Annotated in this window: 20 protein-coding genes; 17 read left to right on the top strand and 3 right to left on the bottom strand. The window is 74.0% G+C overall.

Going from position 1 to position 22,140, the window contains the following annotated elements; genetic code table 11:
* The first annotated feature begins 47 nt into the window (after window positions 1-47).
* The 12 genes from O7625_RS26785 (at window position 48) to O7625_RS26730 (ending at window position 16,533) form a co-directional block, all read left to right on the top strand.
* Window positions 48-1,553: a glycoside hydrolase family 16 protein gene (locus O7625_RS26785; protein ID WP_282342573.1), complete on the top strand. Its 1,506-nt coding sequence runs from the start codon at window positions 48-50 to the stop codon at window positions 1,551-1,553.
* 115 nt (window positions 1,554-1,668) lie between these two features.
* The gene (locus O7625_RS26780; RefSeq protein ID WP_282342571.1) at window positions 1,669-2,904 is read left to right on the top strand and encodes a hypothetical protein; all 1,236 of its coding nucleotides are present in this window, start codon (window positions 1,669-1,671) and stop codon (window positions 2,902-2,904) included.
* A gap of 320 nt (window positions 2,905-3,224) precedes the next feature.
* Window positions 3,225-4,055: a phosphatase PAP2 family protein gene (locus O7625_RS26775; protein WP_282342569.1), complete on the top strand. Its 831-nt coding sequence runs from the start codon at window positions 3,225-3,227 to the stop codon at window positions 4,053-4,055.
* An 89-nt stretch (window positions 4,056-4,144) separates the two neighbouring features.
* Window positions 4,145-5,089: a glycosyltransferase gene (locus O7625_RS26770; RefSeq protein WP_282342567.1), complete on the top strand. Its 945-nt coding sequence runs from the start codon at window positions 4,145-4,147 to the stop codon at window positions 5,087-5,089.
* 221 nt (window positions 5,090-5,310) lie between these two features.
* Window positions 5,311-7,227 carry a delta-60 repeat domain-containing protein gene (locus O7625_RS26765; RefSeq protein WP_282342565.1) on the top strand — a complete coding sequence of 639 codons (1,917 nt, stop codon included), beginning with the start codon at window positions 5,311-5,313 and terminating at the stop codon, window positions 7,225-7,227.
* A gap of 192 nt (window positions 7,228-7,419) precedes the next feature.
* Entirely contained in the window at window positions 7,420-9,066 is a 1,647-nt protein-coding gene (locus O7625_RS26760; RefSeq protein WP_282342564.1) for a hypothetical protein, read from the top strand.
* Window positions 9,059-9,991, top strand: coding sequence for a glycosyltransferase family A protein (locus O7625_RS26755; protein WP_282342563.1), 933 nt, complete (start codon window positions 9,059-9,061; stop codon window positions 9,989-9,991). The genes O7625_RS26760 and O7625_RS26755 overlap by 8 nt, the downstream gene beginning before the upstream one ends.
* Window positions 9,984-12,215 (top strand): hypothetical protein, encoded by a 2,232-nt coding sequence (locus tag O7625_RS26750; protein ID WP_282342561.1) that lies wholly within the window; start codon window positions 9,984-9,986, stop codon window positions 12,213-12,215. Before O7625_RS26755 ends, O7625_RS26750 begins: the two co-directional genes overlap by 8 nt.
* Entirely contained in the window at window positions 12,212-13,822 is a 1,611-nt protein-coding gene (locus O7625_RS26745; protein WP_282342559.1) for a lipopolysaccharide biosynthesis protein, read from the top strand. The genes O7625_RS26750 and O7625_RS26745 overlap by 4 nt, the downstream gene beginning before the upstream one ends.
* A 13-nt stretch (window positions 13,823-13,835) precedes the next feature.
* On the top strand, window positions 13,836-14,723 hold the full coding sequence (locus O7625_RS26740; RefSeq protein ID WP_282342557.1) for a sulfotransferase domain-containing protein: 888 nt from the start codon (window positions 13,836-13,838) through the stop codon (window positions 14,721-14,723).
* 87 nt (window positions 14,724-14,810) lie between these two features.
* A complete protein-coding gene (gene aroC / locus O7625_RS26735; RefSeq protein WP_282342556.1) occupies window positions 14,811-15,989 on the top strand; it encodes a chorismate synthase in 1,179 nt (392 codons plus the stop codon).
* A gap of 37 nt (window positions 15,990-16,026) precedes the next feature.
* Window positions 16,027-16,533 (top strand): shikimate kinase, encoded by a 507-nt coding sequence (locus O7625_RS26730; protein ID WP_282342554.1) that lies wholly within the window; start codon window positions 16,027-16,029, stop codon window positions 16,531-16,533.
* Here the strand turns inward: O7625_RS26730 and O7625_RS26725 are convergent.
* A complete protein-coding gene (locus O7625_RS26725) occupies window positions 16,523-17,311 on the bottom strand; it encodes a cytochrome c oxidase assembly protein (RefSeq protein ID WP_282342553.1) in 789 nt (262 codons plus the stop codon). The two genes, O7625_RS26730 and O7625_RS26725, sit on opposite strands and share 11 nt — an antisense overlap.
* Window positions 17,308-17,832, bottom strand: a complete 525-nt coding sequence (locus O7625_RS26720) for a DUF2243 domain-containing protein (RefSeq protein ID WP_282342552.1) — start codon at window positions 17,830-17,832, stop codon at window positions 17,308-17,310. The genes O7625_RS26725 and O7625_RS26720 overlap by 4 nt, the downstream gene beginning before the upstream one ends.
* A 159-nt stretch (window positions 17,833-17,991) precedes the next feature.
* Here O7625_RS26720 and aroB point away from each other — a divergent pair, with 159 nt between their 5' ends.
* The 4 genes from aroB (at window position 17,992) to nusB (ending at window position 20,653) form a co-directional block, all read left to right on the top strand.
* The gene (gene aroB / locus O7625_RS26715; protein WP_067309489.1) at window positions 17,992-19,068 is read left to right on the top strand and encodes a 3-dehydroquinate synthase; all 1,077 of its coding nucleotides are present in this window, start codon (window positions 17,992-17,994) and stop codon (window positions 19,066-19,068) included.
* Entirely contained in the window at window positions 19,065-19,523 is a 459-nt protein-coding gene (gene aroQ / locus O7625_RS26710; protein WP_282342548.1) for a type II 3-dehydroquinate dehydratase, read from the top strand. The genes aroB and aroQ overlap by 4 nt, the downstream gene beginning before the upstream one ends.
* Before the next feature lie 138 nt (window positions 19,524-19,661).
* On the top strand, window positions 19,662-20,219 hold the full coding sequence (gene efp / locus O7625_RS26705) for an elongation factor P (RefSeq protein WP_067309483.1): 558 nt from the start codon (window positions 19,662-19,664) through the stop codon (window positions 20,217-20,219).
* A 23-nt stretch (window positions 20,220-20,242) separates the two neighbouring features.
* Window positions 20,243-20,653 carry a transcription antitermination factor NusB gene (gene nusB, locus O7625_RS26700; RefSeq protein ID WP_172898569.1) on the top strand — a complete coding sequence of 137 codons (411 nt, stop codon included), beginning with the start codon at window positions 20,243-20,245 and terminating at the stop codon, window positions 20,651-20,653.
* A 124-nt stretch (window positions 20,654-20,777) separates the two neighbouring features.
* Here nusB and O7625_RS26695 read toward each other — a convergent pair whose 3' ends face one another.
* A complete protein-coding gene (locus O7625_RS26695; RefSeq protein WP_013285505.1) occupies window positions 20,778-21,266 on the bottom strand; it encodes a helix-turn-helix domain-containing protein in 489 nt (162 codons plus the stop codon).
* A 285-nt stretch (window positions 21,267-21,551) separates the two neighbouring features.
* Between O7625_RS26695 and pyrR the strand changes: the two genes are divergently transcribed.
* Window positions 21,552-22,133: a bifunctional pyr operon transcriptional regulator/uracil phosphoribosyltransferase PyrR gene (gene pyrR, locus O7625_RS26690; protein ID WP_067309477.1), complete on the top strand. Its 582-nt coding sequence runs from the start codon at window positions 21,552-21,554 to the stop codon at window positions 22,131-22,133.
* The last annotated feature ends 7 nt before the right edge of the window (window positions 22,134-22,140 follow it).

Genomic DNA, 22,140 nt, shown 5'->3' with positions numbered 1-22,140 from the left:
GTCGATACGCTGCTGCCGGTAATCGTCGCCCACCCGGGGAGTGTTCCTTGAGCAGGCACGGAATCCACCGCGCCCTTCCGGCCATCAGTGGTCGACGCAGGGCGGCCGTCCTCAGTGTCCTGAGCGTCACCGCGATCGGCGGCATCGTGGCCACCATGATGCCGCTGATCGCCGCCGAGGTGCCGCCGATCGTGCTCTCCGCCGTCGCGGACACCACTGTCACCCAGGTCCCCCAGGACGGCGACAACGGGATCAAGACCACCCTGGCCAGCTGTCCGCAGCTCTGCGACGGCAACCGGGTCGGCCAGCGCGACGCCGTGCTGGAGTTCCAGGTACGCGGCCTGCCCGCCGACGCCGTCGCCGTCAAGGCGTCCCTGCGGGTGTACGCCTGGCAGCAGTTCACCTCCCGGGTCCGGGCGCACGCCGCCCAGGGCACCGCCGCGGGGACCGGCGCCTGGCACCAACGGCCCGTCCTCGGCCCGGCGCTGGCGACCGTCGACCGGGTCAGCCAGGGCTACAACGAGTGGGACGTCTCCGCCGCGGTCAAGGGCAACGGTCAGGTCACCCTGGCGTTGACCCAGGAGAACTGGAACACCCGGATCTACTGGGCCTCCCGGGAGAACGCCAAGACCACGATCCGGCCGAGCCTGGTGGTGACGTACCAGCGTGACGGCCGGCTGCCCACCCGGCCGCCGGTCACCACGCCGCCGCCGACCACCGTCGCCCCGACGCCCGCCCCGACCCGGACGGTGTCGCCGACGCCCACCCGGACGGCCAGCCCGCCCGCGCCGACCACCGTCGCTCCGCGCCCGACGCCGACGGTGCGGCCCGGCACCGACGTGCCCGGCTGGCGACTGGTCTGGTCCGACGAGTTCACCGGACCCACCGTCGACCTGAAGCGGTGGAACCTGCGGGACAACGAGGGCCGCGACATCGACAAGGGCTGCAACGTCGACGACCCGGACAACACCTTCGTCGCCGACGGGGTGCTGACCCTGCGCGCCCAGCGGGAGACCGCGGTGTGCAGCTCGCAGACCCGGCAGTACACCCAGAGCTACCTGGACACCATCGGCAAGGCGTCGTTCACCTACGGCCGGTTCGAGATGCGCGCCAAGTCGCCCAACGGGCCGGCCGACTCCAAGGGCCTCTGGCCGGCGTTCTGGCTGCGCCCGGACGACGGCGGCAAGGGCGAGATCGACGTGGTGGAGCTGCCCGGCGGGGCGTCCCTGCACGGGGCCGCCACCCAGGCGATCTTCTACGACTACACGCCGGTCAAGCAGGACCAGCGGTGGGACTTCCCGACCGGCTACCCGGGTGACGGCTTCCACACGTACACCACCGAGTGGGAGCCGGGGGTGATCCGCTGGTACATCGACGGCCGGCAGGTGTGGCAGCGCGACCGCAGCACCACCCCGTGGTTCGACGAGGCCTTCAACAAGCCGTTCAACCTGCGGCTGAACTTCCAGGTCGGTGGCTGGCTGGGCGACCCCGACGCGGCCACCCGGTTCCCGGCCGACTTCCGGGTCGACTACGTCCGCGTCTGGCAGCGCTGAGGCCGGCCCGGCGTCCTACGCCGCCCGGTGGGTCACGGCCCGCCGGGCGGCGGCTTGTCGGCCGGCCCTATCGTGGCCGCCAGCGCGCGGCGGTCGGACGGGACAGGCGGAGGGGATGACGGTGGCGACGGATCCACGGACCCGGCAGGACGGTCTGGGCTGGGTGACCCGGGCCATCTTCGGTGATCCCCGGCTCTGGCTCGGCATGCCGCCCGACCCGGTGCCCGCCACCCACCGGCCGGCCGCCCGGTACGCCGTGGTGCCCTCGGTGGAGCGGGCCAGGTTCCTGCTCCCGCTGGCCTCCCGCCGGGTCGGCGCGGCGTCGACCCTGGCCTACAACGCGCTGCGCCCGCCGCGGGTGCGGGCCAACCGGCTGGCCGTCGGGGTGCTGGCCGGGCTCGGGGCGACCGGGCTGGCCCGGATGCCGGTGCTGACCGTCGCGGTGCCCACCGACGCCGATCCGGCCGAGCTGCTGCTCGCCGGGCACCTGGGCCGGCTGACCGGCCGCCCGCTGCACGCCGCGATCGGCATCCGCCCGCCCGATCCGCACCACAAGCCGACGTTGCAGCTCTTCGACGACCGGGGTGCCGCGCGGGCGTACGCGAAGATCGGCTGGAACGACGCGACCCGGGCGATGGTCCGCGCGGAGGCCGCCGCGCTGCGGGAGCTGCCCCGCGACGGCGGTGACTTCCCGGACGTGCCCCGGCTGCTGCGCGAGGTCGACTGGGGTGAGCTCGCGGTGACCCTGGTCGAGCCGATGCCGGCCCGGGTGCGCCGGCTGCGCCACCCGCAGCGCCCGGAGGTGGCCGCGATGCTGGCGGTGGCCCGGCGGGGTGGCCCGGCGGGTACGTCCCGGCCGGTGCGGGGTTCGGTGTTCCTGGCCGACCTGACCGCGCGGGCGGCCACGGCCGGCGGCCCGGTGGTCGCGGCGGTGACCGCCCTCGCCACGCGGGACGGTGAGCTGCCGGTGGAGTTCGGCCGCTGGCACGGCGACTGGGTGCCGTGGAACCTGGGCAGTCACCGGGGTCGGCTGGTCGTCTGGGACTGGGAGAACAGCGGAGCCGACCGGCCGGTCGGGTTCGACCTCGCGCACCAGGGGTTCCAGAGCGCGCTGTCGCTGGGCGGGCGGGACGTGGCGGGGGCGACCACGGAGATGGTCGGGGTGCTGGACCGGCACGGGGTGATGTTCGGTCTGGACCCGGCCCGGCAGCGGTTCGTCGCCGACGCCTATCTCGTCGAGCTGTGGTTGCGGACCGCGGAACTCGCGGCCGGTGGGGGTGGCTGGAGCGCGAAACTGCACCCCGCGCTGCTGCACACGCTCGCCGACCGGCTGGGTTCCCCCCGCCCCTGACCGGCGCTTTCTCCCGCTGGCTGGGACTCGTGTCGGAGTCCCGACCGGAAAAACGGCGAAAAGCCCACACTGCCGTCACCGCCGCTACCGAACCCGCCTCACGTTCCACTAGGGTGGCCCCACTCAGACCACCACTGGCCGGCGACGGCGTGGTCGGTCCGGCCCGGGACGGTGTGGGGACCTCGTCCGGGGCACACGGGGTGGGGGAGCCCCCGCCGATGGCTGGCACAGGCAGGGAGCACGATGGGATCGTCACGCGTCAGGCAGTTCGGGGTGCCCTACGCCCCGGCCACGGGTGGTCCGGGCGGCGGTGAGCCGAGGTGACCGTCGTCTACGTGCTGGCCGTGCTGGCCGTGCTGGTGCCCCTGGTCACCGTTCCGGTGCTGGCCGCCCGCTGGGCGTCGGCCGTGGACACCGGCCGGACGGCCGACCGGGTGCGGGTCGCCCTCGCCGGGTTGACCGCCGCGTTCGGCCGGGTCGGCGCGGCCCTGGTGGTGCTGCTGGCCGGCGCGGCGGCGGTGGTCGCCGTCTGCTGGCCCGTCGGCGAGGCGATCTCCCGCCTCGAACCCCACGTCGACCACCCGGTCTTCGACTACGTGCACGCCCGGCGGGTCGGCTTCTGGGAGGACGTCAACCTGTTCATCTCCCCGATCGGTGACCGCTACCCGCTCAAGTGGGTGACCGTGCTGGCCGCGATCTTCTTCGCCGTCGCCTGGCGTCGTCGCCGCTGGTGGATCCCGCTGGTGGCGATGCCGTTGCAGTTCGTCGTCGAGCAGTACACCCAGACGATCCTCGCCAAGGTCGTCGACCGCGGCCACCCGCCGACCGACCTGGGCACCTACCCCTCCGGCGGCTGCGGCCGGGTGCTGATGACCTTCGGCACCATCCTGGTGCTGGCCGCGCTGACCTGGCGGATCCCGCGCCGGGTGCTGATCGGCCTGGTCACCGCGCTGGCGGTGCTGGTCTCGGTGGAGGGCTACACCCGCATCTACGCCGAGAAGCACTGGCTCACCGACGTGTTCGGCGGGTGGTTCTTCGGCACCCTGCTGACCGGGGTGATGGTGCTCGCCGTGCTGGTGGCCGACGGTCGGGTCCGACCACCGGCCGAGCCGGCCGCCGCCGTCGACGACCGGTCCCTGACCGGCACCTGACCCGTACCCCGTCCGGCTGGCGCGACCCCTCCCCGCACCGGCCCGGACCCGGCCCCCACCACTCCACGAACGGAAGTTGGGCCACCACCGTGACCACCCTCCTCGTCGCCTCCACCGGTGGGCACCTCGCCGAGCTGCACGACCTGCTGCCCCGGCTCGGGGTGCAGCACGACTGCGTCTGGGCGACGTTCGACTCCCCGCAGAGCCGCTCGCTGCTCGACGGGCACGAGGTCATCCACGTGCCGCCGGCCGCCACCCGGGATCCGGTGGGTGCGCTGCGCGACCTGCTGGCCGCCCGCCGGGTGCTCTGCGGTGGGCGGTTCCGCCGGGTGGTCAGCACCGGCGCCAGCGTCGCCATGTCGTTCTTCCTGCCCGCCGCCCGGCACGGCCTGGACTGCCACTACATCGAGAGCGCCACCCGGACGGAGGGCCCGTCGCTGACCGGTCGGCTGGTCGCCCGGGTGCCCCGGACCCGGCTCTACACCCAGTACCCGGGGTGGGCGGGCGGCCGGTGGCGCTACGGCGGCTCGATCTTCGACGGCTACCTGCCGCAGCCCGCCGCCCCGCGCCCGGTCTCCCGGATCGTGGTGACCCTCGGCACCCAGGACCGCTTCGGCTTTCCGCGCCTGCTGCAACGGCTGGTCGACGTGGTGCCCCCCGAGGCGGAGGTGCTCTGGCAGGTGGGGTCGACCCGGATCCCCCGGATGCCGGCCGGGGCCCGCCGGCAGGTGCCGCACGACGAGATGCAGCGGGCCATGCGGGAGGCCGACGTGATCGTCACCCACGCCGGGGTGGGGTCGGCGCTGGCCGCGATCCGGGCCGGTCACCGCGCCGTCTACGTGCCGCGTCGGGCCCGGCACGGCGAGCACGTCGACGACCACCAGGTCGAGATGGCCCGGGAGCTCGACCGGCGCGGCCTGGTGCTGGCCCGGGAGGCCGATTCCGTCACGGCCGACGACCTGGCCGACGCGGCGTCCTGGACGGTCACCAGCACCGGTACGGTCCCACCGTTCCGCTGGGAGCAGCCGGCATGAGGGCGGCCGGGACCGGGCAGCCCGGTGGCGGGCCGCGCCGGTCGATGCGGAATCCTCGTCCTCCGTGGGTCGTCCGGACGCGACCCGTACGGCGGGACCGGGCCGAGGCGGTGGCCGAGCGGACCGGTCGGTTGATGGTGCGAAATGTCCGGGCAGAGCAAGCTACGCGGGATCTCACTTCATTTTTGGGGGCGCCAGTGCTTCACAGAACGTCTCGACCGGTGTGGCGGCGGTGGTTCGCCGTGCTCGCCGCACCGGTGCTCGCGGTCGGCCTGCTGGCCGCGCCCGCCCGTGCGGCGGACCTCACCCCGGTAACCAGCACCCTCACGTCGGCGAACCCGGCGGACAACATTCCGCACGCGCAGGACGGTGACACCAAGGCGTTCGCCGAGATCGGGAACACGATCTACGTGGGCGGCTCCTTCACCTCGGTCAAGGCCGCCGGGGGGAGTTGGACCTCCCGCAACTACCTGTTCGCCTACGACCGGACCAGCGGCGCGCTGAAGGCCGACTTCACCCCGACGCTGGACGGCGCGGTGCACGCCCTCGCGGCGAGTCCGGACGGCAAGCTGATCGTCGGTGGCGCGTTCAAGAACGTCAACGGGGTCAGCCGCAAGAACCTCGTCCAGCTCGACCCGGCGACCGGCGCGACGGTCACCGGCTGGGTCGGCCGCAGCGACGGCGGCCTGGTCCGCCGGACCGTCGTGGTCGGCAACAAGCTCTACATCGCGGGCGCGTTCCACTGGGTCAACGGCACCGAGCACTCGTTGCTGGCCCGGCTCGACGCGACCACCGGCGCGATCGACCCGAGCTTCCAGATCGACGCCAGCGTCGCCCGGGCCAGCAGCGAGCTGGTCTGGGGCCTCGCCGTCGCCCCCGACGGCAAGACGCTGGTCGCGGTGGGCAACTTCACCGAGGTCAACGGCCAGCCCCGCAACCAGGTGGTGGTCGTCGACCTGGACGGCACCCCGACGGTCGCCAACTGGAGCACCCAGCGCTACGTGGCGCCCTGCTACAGCGCCTCGTTCCCGTTCTACGCCCGGGACGTCGACTTCTCCGACGACGGCTCGTACTTCGTGATCATCGCGGACGGTGGCCGGGGCGACGGGGCGTACTGCGACGCCATCGCCCGGTTCGAGACCGCCGACCGGGGTTCGGCCATGGACGCGACCTGGGTCAACTACACCGGCACCGACTCGGTGACCTCCGTGGAGGTGGCCGACAACGTGGTCTACGTCGGCGGGCACTTCCGCTGGCTGAGCAACGCCAACGGCAACGACTCGGCCGGCAACGGCGCGATCAACCGGTTCGGTCTGGGCGCGCTGGACCCGATCAACGGCCTGCCGTTGGTCTGGAACCCGACCCGGTCGGGCGCTCCGGCGGGCACCACCACCTGGGGTCCGATCATGTGGGAGCTGTGGCGGGGGAGCACCGGCCTGTACGCCGGCTTCGACTCCGACGGGCTCGGCAACGAGTACCACGGCCGGCTCGGTCTGTTCCCGCTGGCCGGTGGCCGGACCGTCGCGGCGACCAACGCGCCGACGGCGTCGTCCGGCTACCTGTACGTCGGGACCGGCAACGGGCAGACCGCCAAGGTGTCGTTCGACGGCAGCACCCTGGGCACCCCGGTGACCAGCGCGCAGGCGAACCTCACCGCGGCCGGCGCGGCCTTCGCGGTCGGCAACAAGCTCTACTGGTCGAAGACCGACGCGACCGCCCCCGGCGGCAGCTACCTGGGTGTGTCGATGTTCACCGGCGGCTCGGTGGGCGCACCCTGGGTCGGCAGTGGCTACAACGACTGGTTCAACCCGGCGACGATGGCCGGCGCGTTCTACCTCGACGGTCGGATGTACTACACCAAGGCCGGCACCAACAAGTTGTTCTACCGCTACCTGGAGCCGGACGGCTACATCGTGGGCTGCTCCGAGTTCACCCTGCCGAGCGTGGGCCTGAACTGGGGTAACGTGCGCGGGATGGCCTGGGTCAACGGCAAGATCGTCTACGGCAACACCAACGGCTCGCTGCGGGCCGTGCCGTTCGACGAGGTCGCCGTCGACGGCGCCGCCTCGGTCGAGATCGCGCCGGCCAGCACCGACGTGACGTGGTCGAGCAAGACGCTGTTCTTCGCCACCTCCTGATCGACCTCCGGTACGGGCGGTCCGTCGGTGTCCCCGGGGCACCGGCGGGCCGCCCGTGGCGCAGGGGGCCGGTCGGCTGTCGACCACGGGTGAACGGTCGGCGACAATAGGACGACCGGCGGCTCGCACCGGGGCCGTCGTCCGGCCCGCGCCGACCCGCCCACACCCCCTCATCGCAAGAGGACCTGACTGATGGATGTGACCGACGTCACTCCGGCCCGGCAGCGCCCGGTCGGCCTGGCCGAACTGGCCCGTATCCCGCTGCGGCGGTGGCGCACGGTGCTCGCCGCCACCGGGTTGGTGCTGCTGCTGGTGGCCGCCTACCTGCTGGTCTTCCCCGCCACCTACACCGCCACCACGGCAGTGGTGGTCCGCCCGGTGGTCACCGACCCGTTCTCGGTGCCCTCCGGTGGCGCCGACCGGGCGGTCAACATGACCGCCGAGAGCGGGATCGCCACCAGCAACGGGGTCATCGACAAGGTCGCCTCGATCACCGGCCGGGACACCACCGCCGTGGCCGACGCGCTCACCGTGGAGACCCCGGTCGGCGGCCAGGTGATGCGGTTCAGCTATTCCGGGCACAGCGAGACCGAGGCGGTGGACGGCGCGAACGGGGCCGCCGAGGCGTACCTCGAACTGCGCAAGGGGATGTACGAGAACCAGCGCGCCGCCGTGCTCAAGTCGTACGACGACACGATCGCCCTGGTCACCAGCCAACGCACCACCACCCAGCGGTCGTTGCCGGCCAACCAGAACTCCTCCACCCCGTCGCCGCGCACCAGCGCCCTGCTGGACCAGCTCCGGGCGCTCAACGACCAGCTCGCGACCCTCGCCGAGCAGCGTTCCAAGATCGGCTCGGCGGACCTCAGCCCCGGATCGGTCACCAGCGCCGCCCGCGCCCCCGTCCCGTCGAGCCGGGACGCCGCCCCGCTGATCCTGGTCGCCGGGCTGCTCGGCGGCCTGCTGGTGGGCGGGCTGGTCGCCTTCGTACGGGAGTCCATGGACCGCCGGGTCCGCACCGCCGACGAGGTGTCGGCGCTGGTCGGCGCCCCGCTGCTGGGCACCGTCGGGCGGGACCGGTCCGGTCGGCTCTCCGACACCGACCTGCGCTACCTGGTGCTGGCCCTGAGCCGCTGGGTGGACGGGCCGAAGCCGCTGCCGCTGGTGCTGCTCTCCAGCGCCGCCGACGAGCGGCGCGAACAGGTCACCGCCGGGATCGCCGCGGCGCTCGCCCAGGGTGGGCACGAGGTGCGCCTCGGCGTCGCGCCGGAGAGCCGGGACCGGATCCGGCCCCTGCTCCAGGAGGCCCAGCGTCGCCACCCGGCGACCGAGCCGACCCGCCCCCGGGTGCCCCGCCCCCGGCCGGCGCCCAGCGCGGTGCCGACGCCGGCACCGACGCCGGCCGCCGCCCCGATGGGCAGTCCGGAGGACACCATGATCATTCAGCCGGTCCGCAAGCCCCGGCCGTTCCCCACCGACGACCCGAAGAACGGCGGGGTCTACCGGTCCACCACCAACGCGGCGGACAAGACCGAGGTCATCCCCCGGGTGCTGCCCAGGCAGACCCCCACCGTCGACGGCGAGGAGCTGCGCATCGGCTCCGGCGCGGTGCAGCTGGTCCCGCTGGACGCCCCGACCGGCGGCGGCGTGACCGTGATCGACGCGCCGCCCGCGCTCCACGACGAGCGGGGCGTACGGGCCGCCCGGGAGGGCCGCGCCGTGCTGGTCGCCGCCCGGGACAAGACCCGTACCGGCCGGCTGGGCCAACTGGTGGAACGGCTGCGCGCGGTGGGCGTCGAGCCGGTCGGATTCGTGGTGACGGGAGAGAAGCGTGACTGAGGCGACGACCGCCGGGCACCACCAGCCGGTGACCGTGGTGATCGCCACCCGGGACCGCCCCGGACTCCTGGAACGCGCCGTGGCCGCCGTGCTCGACCAGGACTACCCCGGCCCGGTGGAGTGCGTCGTGGTCTACGACCACACCGACCTGCGCGAGCTGGCCGTGGACGTCCCGGCCGGCCGGAGCCTGCGCTACGTCCACAACACCCACCGGCAGGGCCTGCCCGGCGGGCGCAACACCGGCGTCGACGAGGCCACCGCCGCGCTGATCGCGTTCTGCGACGACGACGACTTCTGGCTGCCGACGAAGCTGCGCCGCCAGGTCGAGCTGCTGGCGCAGCGCCCCGACGCCGCCGCCGCGAGCTGCGGCATCCGGCTGGAGGGGCCGGGGATCGCCAAGGAACGGCAGCTCGACCGGGCCGAGGTGACCCTCCCCGACTTCGTCGAGGACCGGATCATGGAGGTGCACTCCAGCACCATCCTGATCCGCCGCTCGACCTGGGAGGCCATCGGCCCGGTCGACGAGGAACTGCCCGGCGGCTACGGCGAGGACTACGAGTGGCTGCTGCGGATCGCCGGGCACGGCCCGGTGGTGATCGTGCCCGAGGTGCTGGTGGTGGTCGACTGGCACGGCGGCTCGTTCTTCTTCGGCCGGTGGGCGACCATCGTCGAGGCCACCCGCTACCTGCTGGACAAGCACCCCGAGCTGGCGGGCAGCCGGACGGGCCTGGCCCGGCTGCACGGCCAGATCGCCTTCGCGCTCGCCTCCGGTCGGCGGCGACGGGAGGCGGTCCGGGAACTCGGCCGGGTGGTCCGGCTCAACCCCCGGGAGAAGCGGGTGCTGGTGACCGTCCCGGTGGTGCTCGGGCTGCTCTCCGGGGAGCGGGTGCTCCGGCTGGCCCAGCGCCGGGGGCGGGGTGTCTGACCGGCGGCGCCGCGCCGGCACCTCGCCGTCCGGGCTGCCGCCGCTACCCACCTGGCCGCTGCTGGCCATGTTCGGCCTGGTGCCGCTCTGGTGGGCGCTCGGCGGCTTCTACCTCGGCTGGTCGGCGTTCGGGCTGGTGCTGCTGGGCCTGATGGTCACCCGGGGCCGGGTGGCACTGCCCGCCGGCACGGCCTGCTGGCTGGTGCTGCTGGCGCTGGTGCTGCTGAGCTTCACCCGGCTGGACCGGGCCACCGCCTACCTCACCTCCGGGCTGCGGCTCGGCTTCATGGTGACCGCCCTGATCGTCTGCGTGTACGTCTACAACCTGGTCCGCGACGGTGTCCCCTGGGCGCAGGTGCTCCGCCCGCTCGGCTGGTACTGGCTGGGCGTGGTCGCCCTCGGCTGGTTGGCGGTGCTGGCACCCCGCTTCCAGCTCACCACCCCGGTGGAGCTGCTGCTGCCGGGCAGCATGTCGGGGGAGCGCTTCATCCAGGCGTTGACCCACGTGCGGGCCAACGAGTTCAACCCCGTCTCGCGGGCGCCGATCTACCGGACCGCCGCGCCCTACCCGTACACCAACAACTGGGGTACGGCCTACGCGCTGCTGGTGCCGTGCGTGCTGGCGTACCTGACCTCGGTGCGTACCGGCAAGTTCCGGGTGGCGCTGCTGGTGTCGTTGCCGCTGTCGATGGTGCCCGCGTTCATGACCCTCAACCGGGGCATGTTCCTCGGCCTCGGCGCCGGGCTGACCTACCTCGGCCTGCGGGCGCTGGTGCGGGGCAACGCCAAGCTGATCGCCTCGATCGGTGGGCTGGTGCTGCTGGTCTGGGTGGTCAGCCTGGTGGTGCCGGTGCAGGAGCTGATCGACAACCGGGTCAGCAGCACCGACACCAACGTCGACCGGATGGACCTCTACGTGCGTACCCTCCAGGCCGTCGAACGCTCGCCGCTGCTCGGGTACGGCGCACCCAACAGTGTCGACACCACGCTCGCCGAGGAGCCGCTGGGCACCCAGGGGATGATCTGGCAGGTGCTCTACAGCCACGGTGTCCCGGCCCTGGTCGCCTTCCTGGCCTGGCTGGTGCTGATCGCCAAGCGGCTGGCCGGCGCGGTCTCCCCGGCCGGGCAGTGGCTGAGCACCATCCCGGTGATCGCCCTGGTGGTCATCCCGGTGTACGCCTACATCGACCCGAACATGTCGGTGATCTTCTTCGCGGTCGGGGCCGGGCTGGCCGCGGTCAGCGGGCCGGTGAACCGCCCGGTGACCCTCGCGCCCGGGGTCGTCGACGCCCGCACGCCACGCCCCGCGACGGCCGGCTCCGGCCTACCGTCCCCGGCGACCGGCACCGCGGCGAGCGGCGGTACGGCGACCGGCGGTACGGTCCCCGCCACCGGTACCGCTGCCGTACCGGCCCGGGCCTCGGCCTCCGTCCCGACCCGGCCGACCCGGGCGGCCGCCACCGTGCCGCCCCGGCCCACCGCCGCCGTCCCACCCCCCGTTGCGCCCGCGCCGGTACCCCCGGTCCCACCCCGCCTCCCGGCCCCGTCCGCGATGGTGTCCCCGGCCCCGGCCCCGGCCCCGCCCCCGCCGGTACCCCCGGCCCCATCTGCGTCCGCGACGGCATCCGCGACCGCGCCGCATGCCTCGGTCCCGTCCGCGACCGCGCCGCATGCCTCGGCTCCGCCCGTGACGTCGTCCCCGGCCGCGCCCCATTCGCCGGCCCCGCCTGCGACGTCCGCGCCGGGCCGGCCACCGGCCTCGTCGGTTCCGTCCTGGCCCCCGGCTCAGGCCCCGGCCCGCCCCAGCCCACCCACCCCGGTGCCGGCCCAGGGGCCGTCCCCGACCCCGCCACCGGTCGCGGCCCCGCGCCCGACGTCCGGGCCGGCCCTCGGCCCGATGACCCCCCGGACCGCGATCCCCCTTCCCGGGCCGTCCCGACCGCCGGCTCCCGACCAGGCGTCGACCCCGACCCCGGCTCCGACGGCGGCTCCGGCCCCGGCTCCGGCCCCCGTGTCGGCTCCGGCCCCGGCTCCCACCCCGGCGGCGACACCTGCCAACGGTTCCCGGCCGGTCGGCGGGGTGGACGCGCCGACCGTGGTGCAACCCGTCCGCGTCGGCGGCGACACCCCACCCAGCACCCCGGCCGACGACCGGACCCGCGCCGGAAACGAGGGCGGCACCGGGCACCAGACCCGCACCGAGGACGGCAGGGAGCAGGCATGAGACGACCGGGAACCGGAACCACTCCGGCGGTGCCCCGTCAGCTCGACCGCCGCGCCGCCGACCCGGGGGCGCACCCGTCGACCGGCCCGGCGGTCACCGACGGGGCCGACGCGGCGGGCGGTGCCGGCGAGGTACGGCGCAGCGCCCGCAGCGGCGCGGTCGGGCTGGTCGGCGCCGCGGTCAACGGGGCGCTGGGCTTCCTGCTCACCGTGGTCATCGTGCGGGGCTTCGGCACCGACGGTTCCGGCGCGCTCTTCACCGCCATCGGGGTGGTCTCCATCCTGGGGGCGATCTGCTGCGCCGGTGCGGACACCGCGCTGGTCTGGGCGCTGCCCCGCCGCCGCCCGGGTGTCGACGGCGACGCCGCCCGGCTGCTGCCGGTGGCCCTGCTGCCGGTGCTCGGGCTCACCGGGCTGGTGGCGGCGGTGGGCACACTCACCGCCGACCGGCTCGCCCCGGTCTTCTTCGCCGGGTCGGACGGCCCGACGCTGCTGCGGCTGGCCTTCCTCGCGCTGCCGGTCACGGTGGCGATGACCGTGCTGCTCGCCGCCGTCCGGGCGGTCCGCCCGGTGACCGCCGTGGTCGGTATCCAGTACGTGCTGGTGCCGCTGGCCCGGCCCGTCCTGCTGCTGGCGACGGTCGCCACCGGTGCCGGGGTGGCCGTCGGGTTCGGCGGTTGGCTGCTGCCGGTGGCGCTGGCCGTGGTCGCCGCCGCCGTCCTGCTGGTGCGGCCCCTCGGCCTGCTCGCCGGGGCGCGGCTGCGGCCGGACCGCGCGGACTGGCGTACCCTCTGGGGCTTCGCGCTGCCCCGGGCGGTGTCGGCGGCGATCGACGCCAGCAGCATGTGGGTCGGGGTGCTGCTCACCGCGGCGCTGGCCGGCGCGGACGAGTCCGGCGTCTTCGGCGCGGTCGGCCGGTACGCCCTGGCCGGGCTGCTGATCATGCAGGGGTTGCGGGTGGCCGTCGCGCCCCAGCTGTCCCGGCTGCTCGGGCAGGGGCGCACCGCCGAGGCGGCGTTGGTCTACCGGCGGGTCACCGTGGTGACCATCCTGCTGTCCTGGCCGGCGTACCTGCTCCTGGCGGTCTTCGCGCCCGCCTTCCTCAGCCTCTTCGGTGACGGGTTCACCGCCGGGGCCGCGCCGCTGGCGGTGCTCGCCGGGGCCATGCTGGTCAACTCCGGGGTGGGCATCGTGCAGACCATGCTGCTGATGAGCGGCAACAGCGCCCGGCACCTCCAGGCCACCCTGGTCGGGCTGGCGCTCACCGTGGGGCTGGGCTTCCTGCTCGTTCCCGGGCACGGGGCGCTCGGCGCGGCGTACGCCTGGACGGCCGGGGTGGTCGCCGAGAACGTACTGGCCGCGGTGGCCGCCCGGGTGGTGATCGGTGAGCCGCTGCTCACCCGCTCGGTGGGCTGGGCGGCGGCCGGGGCGGGCGGCGGCGCGGCCGTGGTGGCGGTGCTCAGCGCGCTGGTCGCCGGCCGGGGCGTGGCCGGTCTCGCGGTGGCGCTGGTGGCGCTGGCGGTGGCCGCCGCCGGGCTGCTGCTGGACCGGCGGGTCCGGCGTACGGTGCGGGCCGCCGTGACGATGCTCAGGCCGAGACCGGCGTGACGAGAGGGAGACGATGACGATCCGCGACCGCCTCAAGGGTGTGGTCCCGCACCAGGTCACCCACCAGGTGCGCAGCTCGCTGGTGCGGTACGGCGAACGGACCAGCGACCGCCGGCCGCTGCCGGACTTCCTGATCACCGGCACCAAGCGGGGCGGCACCACCTCGCTCTGGCGTTATCTGCTGGCGCACCCGCTGGTGCCCCGGCTCTTCCCGGCCTGGAACACCAAGACCTCGCACTACTTCGAGGAGAACTGGGGGCGGGGCGAGGCGTGGTACCGGTCGCACTTCCCGACCGAGCGGCACCGCCGGGCGTTGGAACGCCGGCACGGTGGGCCGGTCCGCGTCGGTGAGGCCGCGCCGCTGTACATGTTCCACCCGCTCGTCCCGCAGCGGGTCGCCGAGCTGATGCCCGACGTCCGGCTGATCTTCCTGCTCCGCGACCCGGTGGAGCGGGCGTACTCGCACTGGAAGGAGCGGCGTACCGAGGGGAAGGAGCCGCTGGACTTCGCCGAGGCGCTGGCCCGGGAGGAGGAGCGGACGGCGGGGGAGCGGGAGCGGCTGATCGCCGACCCGACGTACTTCAGCGAGGCGTTCGACTGGTGGACCTACCGGGCCAGGGGCCGCTACCTGGAGCACCTGACGCCGTGGCTGGACCGCTTCGACCGTTCCCAGCTGCTCATCCTGCCCAGCGAGACGCTGTACGCCGAGCCGGCCGCCACCCACGCCCGGGTGCTGGACTTCCTCGGCCTGCCCGCGCACCGGCTGGCCGCCTACGAGGCGCACAACCATCGGCGCAGCAGTGCCATGCCGGAGCCGGTCCGGGCCGAGTTGAGCGCCCACTTCGCCCCGCACAACGCCGCGTTGGAGCAGCGGCTGGGGATGCGCTTCGACTGGTCCTGACCCGACCGGGCGGCCGGCGGCGTCCGTAGGGCGGGACGGGCCGGGCACGACGCGGGGGCGGGCACCGGGCGTGACAGACTGGCCGCTGTGTTGCGTTGGCTGACTGCAGGTGAATCGCATGGTCCGGCTCTCGTCGCGATGCTGGAGGGGGTTCCCGCCGGGGTGGCGGTGACCACCGGTGACATCGCCGGTGAGCTGGCCCGGCGCCGGCTCGGCTACGGCCGGGGTGCCCGGATGGCGTTCGAGCAGGACGAGATCGAGATCGTCGGCGGCCTGCGGCACGGGCTCACCCTGGGTAGCCCGGTCGCGATCCGGGTCGGTAACTCGGAGTGGCCGAAGTGGCGGACGGTGATGGCCGCCGATCCGGTCGACCCGGACGAGTTGGCCCGCCAGGCCCGCAACGCCCCGCTGACCCGCCCCCGGCCGGGCCACGCCGACCTGGCCGGCATGCAGAAGTACGGCCACACCGACGCCCGGCCGATCCTGGAGCGGGCCAGCGCCCGGGAGACCGCCGCCCGGGTCGCCGTCGGCACCGTGGCGAAGGCCCTGCTGCGGCAGGCGCTCGGCATCGAGATCGTGTCGCACGTGGTGGAGCTCGGCTCGGTGTCGGCCAAGCCGGGGCTGCGGCCGGTGCCCGAGGACGCCCCGCGCATCGACGCCGACCCGCTGCGCTGTCTCGACCCGGACGCCAGCGCCCGGATGGTCGCCGAGGTCGACGCCGCGAAGAAGGCCGCCGACACCCTCGGTGGCGTGGTCGAGGTGCTGGCCTACGGCGTGCCGCCGGGGCTGGGCAGCCACGTGCAGTGGGACCGCAAGCTCGACGCCCGGCTGGCGACCGCGCTGATGTCCATCCAGGCGATCAAGGGGGTGGAGATCGGCGACGGCTGGCAGCAGGCCCGGTCCCGGGGCTCCGAGGCGCACGACGAGATCATGCCCACCGCCACCGGGGTCCGTCGGGTCACCGACCGGGCCGGTGGCCTGGAGGGCGGCATCACCACCGGCGAGCCGGTGCGGGTGCGGGCGGCGATGAAGCCGATCTCGTCGCTGAACCGGGCGCTGGCCACCGTCGACGTCAGCACCGGGGAGCCGGCGACCGCGATCAACCAGCGCTCCGACGTCTGCGCCGTCCCCGCCGCGGCGGTGGTCGCGGAGGCGATGGTGGCGCTGGTGCTCGCCGAGGCGGCCACCGAGAAGTTCGGCGGCGACTCGGTGGCCGAGATCCGCCGTAACGTCGCCGGTTACCTCGACGCCCTGATCATCCGATGAGCGTCGGCGGCGCGGTGGCGGGCGGGGGGCGGCTGCGGTGACGAGACCGGTCTGCGTGCTGGTCGGCTCGCCCGGCTCCGGCAAGAGCACCGTCGGCGCGGAGCTGGCCGCCCTGCTCGGGGTGGCCTTCCGGGACACCGACACCGACATCGAGGAGCTGGCCGGCAAGCCGATCCCGGAGATCTTCATCGACGAGGGCGAGGCGCACTTCCGGGCGTTGGAACGGGCCGCGGTGTCGGCGGCGCTGACCTCCCACGCCGGGGTGCTGGCCCTCGGCGGCGGCGCGGTCCTGGCCGAGGAGACCCGGGGCGCGCTGGTCGGGCACACCGTGGTGCACCTGTCGGTGGAGCTGCCCGACGCGGTGAAGCGGGTGGGGTTGGGCGCCGGCCGCCCGCTGCTGTCGATCAATCCGCGGGCCACCCTCAAACACCTGATGGACCAGCGTCGACCGCTCTACGCGGAGGTCGCGACGGCGACGGTGGTCACCGACGGCCGCTCGCCGGAGGAGATCGTCGCCGAGGTCGTCGCCCTGCTCAAGCCCTGACCACGGCTCGCGGCCGGCGCTCCGGCCGGTCCGGCGTCGGCCGGTCCCGGCGGGGCGTGGGCCGCCAGGTCGCCAGCAGGGCCAGGGCGAGCAGGATCTCGGCCAGGTCGCCGACGTAGTACATCAGGGTGGCCGCCGTCCGGAGCCGGTCCGCCGGGGCGGCGACGTCGACCAGCCCGGCGTACATCAGCTGGGCGAGGGTGGCGTGCGCGGCGACGGACAGGCCGAGCACCACCAGGCGCAACGGCACGCCGGGGCGGTGCGGTCCCGGGTCGGGGCCGGCGATGGCCCAGCTGAAGACGTACCCTGCCGCCAGGAAGTGCAGCAGGACCACCGCGTGTAGGCCGGGGTGGGTCAGGGTGGCCCGGTACAGCGGGGTCAGGTGCAGCAGGTAGAGGCCGCCGGCGGTGAGCAGCAGCCCGGTGACCGGGTGGGTGGCCACCGCCGCGACCGGGTGGCGCAGCAGCCGCAGGGCGGCCCGGCCGACCCGGGGCGGCACCGTGCGCAGGGCCAGCGTCCCGGGTGCGCCGAGCACCAGCCCGAGCGGCGCCAGCATGCCGACCAGCAGGTGCTGCCACACGTGCCCGACCAGGTCGTGGGCGGGCCGCAGCAGGGCCACCGCGAGCAGTGCCGTGCCGACACCGAAGCTGGCCGTGCGCCAGTGGCTCCAGCCCGCGCGGCCCGGGTCGCGCTGACGCAGCGCGGCGGCCAGGTAACCCCAGAACAGCGCCATCGGTACGAGCAGCAGCGGGCCGACCCCGCCGTGCGCCCCGGTCATCGTCGCCCGGCGCAGGTGTCCACGGCCGTGGCCCGGCGTTGCACCACCCAGCCGAGCAGCACCAGCGCCGCCCCGAGCAGCAGGAAGCCGACGTCCGCGGCGCTGCGGTGCGGGTCGCCGTACACGTGGTGGATGCCGAGTAGGTGGTGGTCGATCACCCCTTCGACCAGGTTGAACAGCCCCCACCCGACCAGTGCCCAGCCCCAGAGCATGCCGGAGCGCCACAGCCGGCCCCGGGAGCGGGTGACCCGGGCGTGCAGCAGGGCCAGCCCGGTGAGCACCGCCACCCAGGTCACCACGTGGAACAGCCCGTCCCACAGGGTGTTCATCTGCAGGCCCGGCACGGTGTCGACCGGGTACGCCCGGATCCCGATGTTGTCGCTGCCGGTGCTGCTGAGCATGTGGTGCCACTGGAGCACCTGGTGCAGGACGATCCCGTCGACGAACCCGCCGAGGCCGACGCCGAGGACGGTGGCCGGCAGCCGGATGTCCGCGCCGTCGATGGTGGTGGTGCTCGCCATGGGTTCCTCCACCGTCTCAGGGCCGGTCCCGTCCCGGTGCCCGGGTCCTGCCCGGCTAAACGCCCTGCGCGCCGTCGGGTCACGCGGCCGGCGGCCCGGGCCGCGCCAGCAGGTGGACAGTCGCCGTACCAGGGCCTGCGCTGGACTAGGCTGCCGGCGATGAACGAGGTGACCCGGATTCCGGTCGGCGGCGAGCAGCCGTACGACGTACTGGTCGGGCGTGGTCTGTTGGCCGAGCTGCCCGCGTTGCTGCCCGAGGCGACCCGGGTGGCGGTGCTGCACGCGCCGCCGCTCAAGGAGCTGGCCGACCTGATCGGCGAGGGGCTGGCCGCGGCGGGGGCGACCCCGCTGGCGATCGAGGTGCCCGACGCCGAGGCGGGCAAGCGGGTCGAGGTGGCCGCCGACTGCTGGGACCGGCTGGGCGCGGCCGGCTTCACCCGTACCGACGCGGTGGTCGGGGTGGGCGGCGGGGCGGTGACCGACCTGGCCGGTTTCGTCGCGGCGTGCTGGCTGCGCGGGGTGCGCTGGGTACCGGTGGCGACATCGCTGCTCGGCATGGTCGACGCGGCGGTCGGCGGCAAGACCGGGGTCAACACGGCGGCCGGCAAGAACCTGGTGGGCGCCTTCCACCCGCCGGTCGGGGTGCTCGCCGACCTGGGCACGCTGGACAGCCTCCCGCCGGCCGACCTGGCCGCCGGGCTGGCCGAGGTGGTCAAGTGCGGGTTCATCGCCGATCCGGTGATCCTGGATCTGGTGGAAGCGGATCCGGCGGCGGCCGTCGATCCGGCCGGGCCGGTGGTGCGGGAGCTGATCGAGCGGGCGATCCGGGTCAAGGCCGACGTGGTCGCCGGTGACCTGCGCGAGTCGAGCGTCCGGGAGGTGCTCAACTACGGCCACACCCTGGCGCACGCGATCGAGAAGGTCGAGCGGTACCGCTGGCGGCACGGGCACGCCGTCTCCGTGGGCACCGTCTACGCCGGTGAGCTGGCCCGGTTGGCGGGCCGGCTGGACGCGGCGACCGCCGACCGGCACCGCCGCGTGCTGTCCGTGCTGGGCCTGCCGACCGACTATCCGGCGGACGCCTGGCCGGCGCTGCTGGCGGCGATGCGGGTGGACAAGAAGACGCGGGGCAGCCGGCTGCGGTTCGTGGTGCTCGACGGGCTGGCCCGGCCGGCGATCCTGGACGGCCCCGACGACGGGCTGCTGCACGCCGCGTTCCGGGAGGTCAGCCGGTGAGCGGGCCGGACACCCCCCGGGTGTACGTGCTCAACGGGCCGAACCTGGGCCGGCTGGGCACCCGCCAGGTCGACGTGTACGGCGTGACCAGCTACGCCGATCTGGTTGAGCTCTGTGTCGGGACGGGGCGTGAGCTGGGGCTGGACGTGGTGGTCCGGCAGACCGACGCGGAGCACGAGTTGCTCGGTTGGCTGCACGACGCGGCGGACGAGGGCGCGGCGGTGGTGCTCAACCCGGCAGCCTGGTCGCACTACTCGGTCGCGGTGCGGGACGCCTGCGCGATGCTGCGGGGGCCGCTGGTCGAGGTGCACCTCTCCAACATCCACGCCCGGGAGGAGTTCCGGCACCACTCGGTGGTCTCGGCGGTGGCCACCGGGGTGATCTGCGGTCTCGGGGTGGACGGCTACCGACTGGCCCTGCGGCATCTCGCCACCCGGCTGGGCGCGGGCGGCTGACCCCGATCATCACTGTGCGTGATGATCGGGAGTGGCGGGCGGTGGGCGGAGCGGTCCGCCGGGCGACGGTGTGCCGTCGATGAGGCGCAGCTAGTAGACTTGCCAGGTCTGTCCGCCAATTGATGATCAAGGCAGGAAATGGCATCCACCAACGACCTCAAGAACGGCCTGGTACTCAACCTCGACGGGGAGCTCTGGGCCGTCGTCGAGTTCCAGCACGTCAAGCCCGGTAAGGGTGGGGCGTTCGTCCGCACCACGCTGAAGAACGTGCTGTCCGGCAAGGTCGTCGACAAGACCTTCAACGCGGGCACCAAGGTCGAGACCGCCACCGTCGACAAGCGCACCATGCAGTACCTGTACGCCGACGGTGAGGACTTCGTCTTCATGGATCTGGAGACGTTCGACCAGATCACCGTCCCCGGCGGCACCGTCGGCGAGGCCGCCAACTACCTCCTCCCCGAGGCCGAGGCGACCGTCGCCACCCACGAGGGCGTGCCGCTCTACATCGAGCTGCCGACCAGCGTGGTGCTCCAGGTCACCTACACCGAGCCGGGTCTGCAGGGCGACCGGTCGACCGGCGGCAACAAGCCGGCCACCGTCGAGACCGGCGCGACCGTGCAGGTGCCGCTCTTCATCACCACCGACGAGAAGATCAAGGTCGACACCCGCGACGGCCGTTACCTCGGCCGGGCCTGATGGCCGAGGGCGCCAAGCAGCAGATGCCGGCGCGTCGCAAGGCGCGCAAGCGGGCGCTGGACGTGCTCTTCGAGGCCGACCTGCGGGACCGGCCGCCGGTGGAGGTGCTCGCCGGCTACCTCGAACGGATCGAGAAGCCGCGTCCGGAGCACCTGGACTACGCGATCGGTCTGGTCGAGGGGGTGGCCGGGCACCTCGACCGGATCGACGAGGTGATCGCCAGCTACGCCGAGGGCTGGACCCTGGACCGGATGCCGGCGGTCGACCGCAACCTGGCCCGGATCGCCGTCTACGAGCTGCTCTACGTCGACGAGATCGACGACGCGGTGGCGATCAGCGAGGCGGTGGAGCTGGCCCGGCAGATGTCGACCGACGACTCGCCGCGCTTCCTCAACGGCATCCTCGGCCGGATCGCCGAGTACGCCACCCGCTGACCGGGGGTCGGGCGCGTGTCGTCCCCTACCGGGGCGGACGTGCCCGTCGGCCCGGCTGGGGCGACGGTGTGACGAGAATGGCCCGTGCCGTCCGGCACGGGCCATTCTCGTCGGCGACCGCGGATCAGGAGGCGAAGAACGCCCGCGGGTCGGCCACCAGCACACCGTGCTCGGTGAGCCGCTCGATCAGCCCGGACGGCGAGGCGTCGTAGACGATCGCCAGGGCACGCAGGTCGTCGGCGCGGATGGAGAGCACCCGGCCGTTGTAGTCGCCGCGCTGTTGCTGGATCGCCCGGGCGTAGCGGGCGACGTAGGCGAGGTCCTCGGAGGCCTCGTCGTAGAGCCGCTCCAGGTCCAGGACGATCTTGCTGGTGGGTTCGTGCCGCACTCCGCTGCCGTCGGGCAGCAGCTCCGAGACGGGAACGCGGTAGAAGTCGGCCAGCTCCGCCAGGCGGGACACGGTGACGGCCCGGTCGCCTCGCTCGTATGAGCCGACCACCACGGCCTTCCAGCGTCCGTTCGACTTCTCCTCCACCCCCTGCAGGGACAGGCCCTGCTGCTGGCGGATGGAGCGCAGGCGGGCACCCAGCGACTTGGCGTATTCAGAGGGCATTCGGACACTCCCAGTGCTGTGCTTTGGGGTTCTCCCAGCGATCGCTACGGAGCGTGACGGTACGGGGATTGCGACACGTGGTCAAGTGCTCGTGACATTCCCATCGGAGATAGTGGGGGAGTTGTCCCCTTTTCACCGTCCTGATCCGGGGATCAGTGGGTCGCGGCGAAGCCCCAGGTGACCGCTGGTAACGTGGCCGCAGCCCCGGTCGGGCCGCCCGCGACCCGTCCGGACCCCCGACATCCTTTAACGACCCGTCCCGTGAGGCGGGGAAGGAGGTCCGCCGTGGCCTGCCCACCGGCTGCCCATCCGTCGCCCGAGCGACAACCCACCGTGAAGGTGATCCTCGCCAGCGCCGACGTGCAGCGCGTCGTCGACCGGATCGCCCACCAGATCCTGGAGAAGACCCAGGGCGCCGCCGAGACCGTCCTGCTCGGCATCCCCACCCGGGGTGCCCCGCTGGCTCGCCGGCTCGCCGCCCGGATCAGCACCTTCGAGGACGTCGACGTCCCGGTCGGGGTGCTCGACATCACCCTCTACCGCGACGACCTGCGCCGGCACGCCACCCGCGCGGTCGGCCCCACCCAGCTTCCGCCCGGCGGCATCGACGGCAAACGGGTCGTCCTCGTCGACGACGTGCTCTTCTCCGGCCGTACCGTCCGGGCCGCCCTGGACGCCCTCAACGACGTCGGTCGGCCCGCCTCGGTGCAGCTCGCCGTGCTGGTCGACCGGGGCCACCGGCAACTGCCGATCCGCGCCGACTACGTCGGCAAGAACATCCCGACCGCGCTCGCCGAGAGTGTCAGGGTCACTCTCGTCGACACCGACGGCGCCGACGAGGTCCGGCTCTACGGGGGTACGCGGTGAGCACGAC

This window comes from Micromonospora sp. WMMD714 (genome assembly GCF_029581315.1).
GTDB lineage: Bacteria > Actinomycetota > Actinomycetes > Mycobacteriales > Micromonosporaceae > Micromonospora > Micromonospora rifamycinica.
Note: the sequence above shows the minus strand (reverse complement) of the source record. Positions and strands in the feature narration are given on the sequence as shown.

Excerpts from the sequence above, each read along its gene's own strand:
- O7625_RS26725 (WP_282342553.1), bottom strand. The coding sequence starts at position 17,311 with ATGACCGGGGCGCACGGCGGGGTCGGCCCGCTGCTGCTCGTACCGATG.
- O7625_RS26740 (WP_282342557.1), top strand. The coding sequence starts at position 13,836 with ATGACGATCCGCGACCGCCTCAAGGGTGTGGTCCCGCACCAGGTCACC.
- efp (WP_067309483.1), top strand. The coding sequence starts at position 19,662 with ATGGCATCCACCAACGACCTCAAGAACGGCCTGGTACTCAACCTCGAC.
- O7625_RS26760 (WP_282342564.1), top strand. The coding sequence starts at position 7,420 with ATGGATGTGACCGACGTCACTCCGGCCCGGCAGCGCCCGGTCGGCCTG.
- O7625_RS26695 (WP_013285505.1), bottom strand. The coding sequence starts at position 21,266 with ATGCCCTCTGAATACGCCAAGTCGCTGGGTGCCCGCCTGCGCTCCATC.
- O7625_RS26720 (WP_282342552.1), bottom strand. The coding sequence starts at position 17,832 with ATGGCGAGCACCACCACCATCGACGGCGCGGACATCCGGCTGCCGGCC.
- O7625_RS26780 (WP_282342571.1), top strand. The coding sequence starts at position 1,669 with ATGACGGTGGCGACGGATCCACGGACCCGGCAGGACGGTCTGGGCTGG.
- aroB (WP_067309489.1), top strand. The coding sequence starts at position 17,992 with ATGAACGAGGTGACCCGGATTCCGGTCGGCGGCGAGCAGCCGTACGAC.
- nusB (WP_172898569.1), top strand. The coding sequence starts at position 20,243 with ATGCCGGCGCGTCGCAAGGCGCGCAAGCGGGCGCTGGACGTGCTCTTC.
- O7625_RS26745 (WP_282342559.1), top strand. The coding sequence starts at position 12,212 with ATGAGACGACCGGGAACCGGAACCACTCCGGCGGTGCCCCGTCAGCTC.